Annotated in this window: 1 pseudogene; it reads right to left on the bottom strand. The window is 76.0% G+C overall.

The features are described 5' to 3' along the window. A pseudogene (locus tag CCN51_RS35945) lies at window positions 1-279 on the bottom strand (hypothetical protein); the annotation flags it as partial.

Below are 279 nucleotides of genomic sequence, written 5' to 3'. Positions count from 1 at the left end.
CTGCGCCCTGGTAGGGCTGGGCGGAGCCGTTGATCTTCTCGATCGCCTGCCGGGCCTGCTCACCGGGGGAGCGGGCGGTCAGGGGCGCGGCCGGGGCCGGGGCGGGTGCGGGGAGCTGCTGGCCACGGTCCTGGGCGGGCTTGGCGTGAGTGGCGTGAGTGGTGTGAGTGGCGTGAGTGGCGTGGACGGCTGAGGCAGGCCGGCCGCGCAGCCGGTGGCTGACGGCTTCGTCGAGGCTCACCGGGCGTTGCAGCTGGGCGGCCAGTCGGCCGGCCTCCT

It is taken from the genome of Streptomyces milbemycinicus (genome assembly GCF_002154605.1).
Lineage (GTDB): Bacteria > Actinomycetota > Actinomycetes > Streptomycetales > Streptomycetaceae > Streptomyces > Streptomyces milbemycinicus.
The sequence above is the reverse complement of the archived record's forward strand: the minus strand, read 5'-3'. Positions and strand labels throughout refer to the sequence as shown.